We start from the raw sequence: 509 nt of genomic DNA, 5'->3' as shown, positions 1-509 counted from the left end.
GGTAAAATCAATGGATGAATTTGTGACGTTGTTCATGTTTATGCCAAAGTCTGATTCGTTACACAGCACCGATTCCATGCAATTATTCGTGCCTTGTTCCAGAATCCGCACTTTAATATTGGGATACAGCTCATTAAATTTACCGATTGCCAGCGGTAAAAAATAAAATACTGCGGTCGGAATACACGCTAACGTCACCATACCACGATGATAAGCATTCATATCACGAATATTAAAAAGCGTTTCATCGAATTTCTTTATTAATTCCCGCGCCTCCGGGAGCAACCTTTTTCCTGCTTTTGTTAACGTAACCTTGCGAGTTGTACGCTCAAATAGTTGAATATGTAAATCTTCCTCCATCTTTTTTATTCTTCGCGTTAATGCAGGTTGCGTAATATTGAGTAATTTAGCGGCATTGTTAAACGAACTGGACTCTGCCAGTATGACAAATGCCTTCATACTTGATAATTCATGCTTCATTATTACTCCGGAAAATGGAAGCGACGATT

The 509-nt window shown here is 38.7% G+C and carries 1 protein-coding gene; it reads right to left on the bottom strand.

Annotated features, from left to right (window positions below; all coding sequences use genetic code 11):
• On the bottom strand, positions 1 to 480 hold a 480-nt coding region (locus tag K0039_RS24950), incomplete at its 3' end, for a LysR family transcriptional regulator (protein WP_228106818.1).
• Positions 481 to 509 lie beyond the last annotated feature (29 nt).

This window comes from Terrisporobacter mayombei (assembly GCF_020748465.1).
GTDB lineage: Bacteria > Bacillota > Clostridia > Peptostreptococcales > Peptostreptococcaceae > Terrisporobacter > Terrisporobacter mayombei.
Note: the sequence above shows the minus strand (reverse complement) of the source record. Positions and strands in the feature narration are given on the sequence as shown.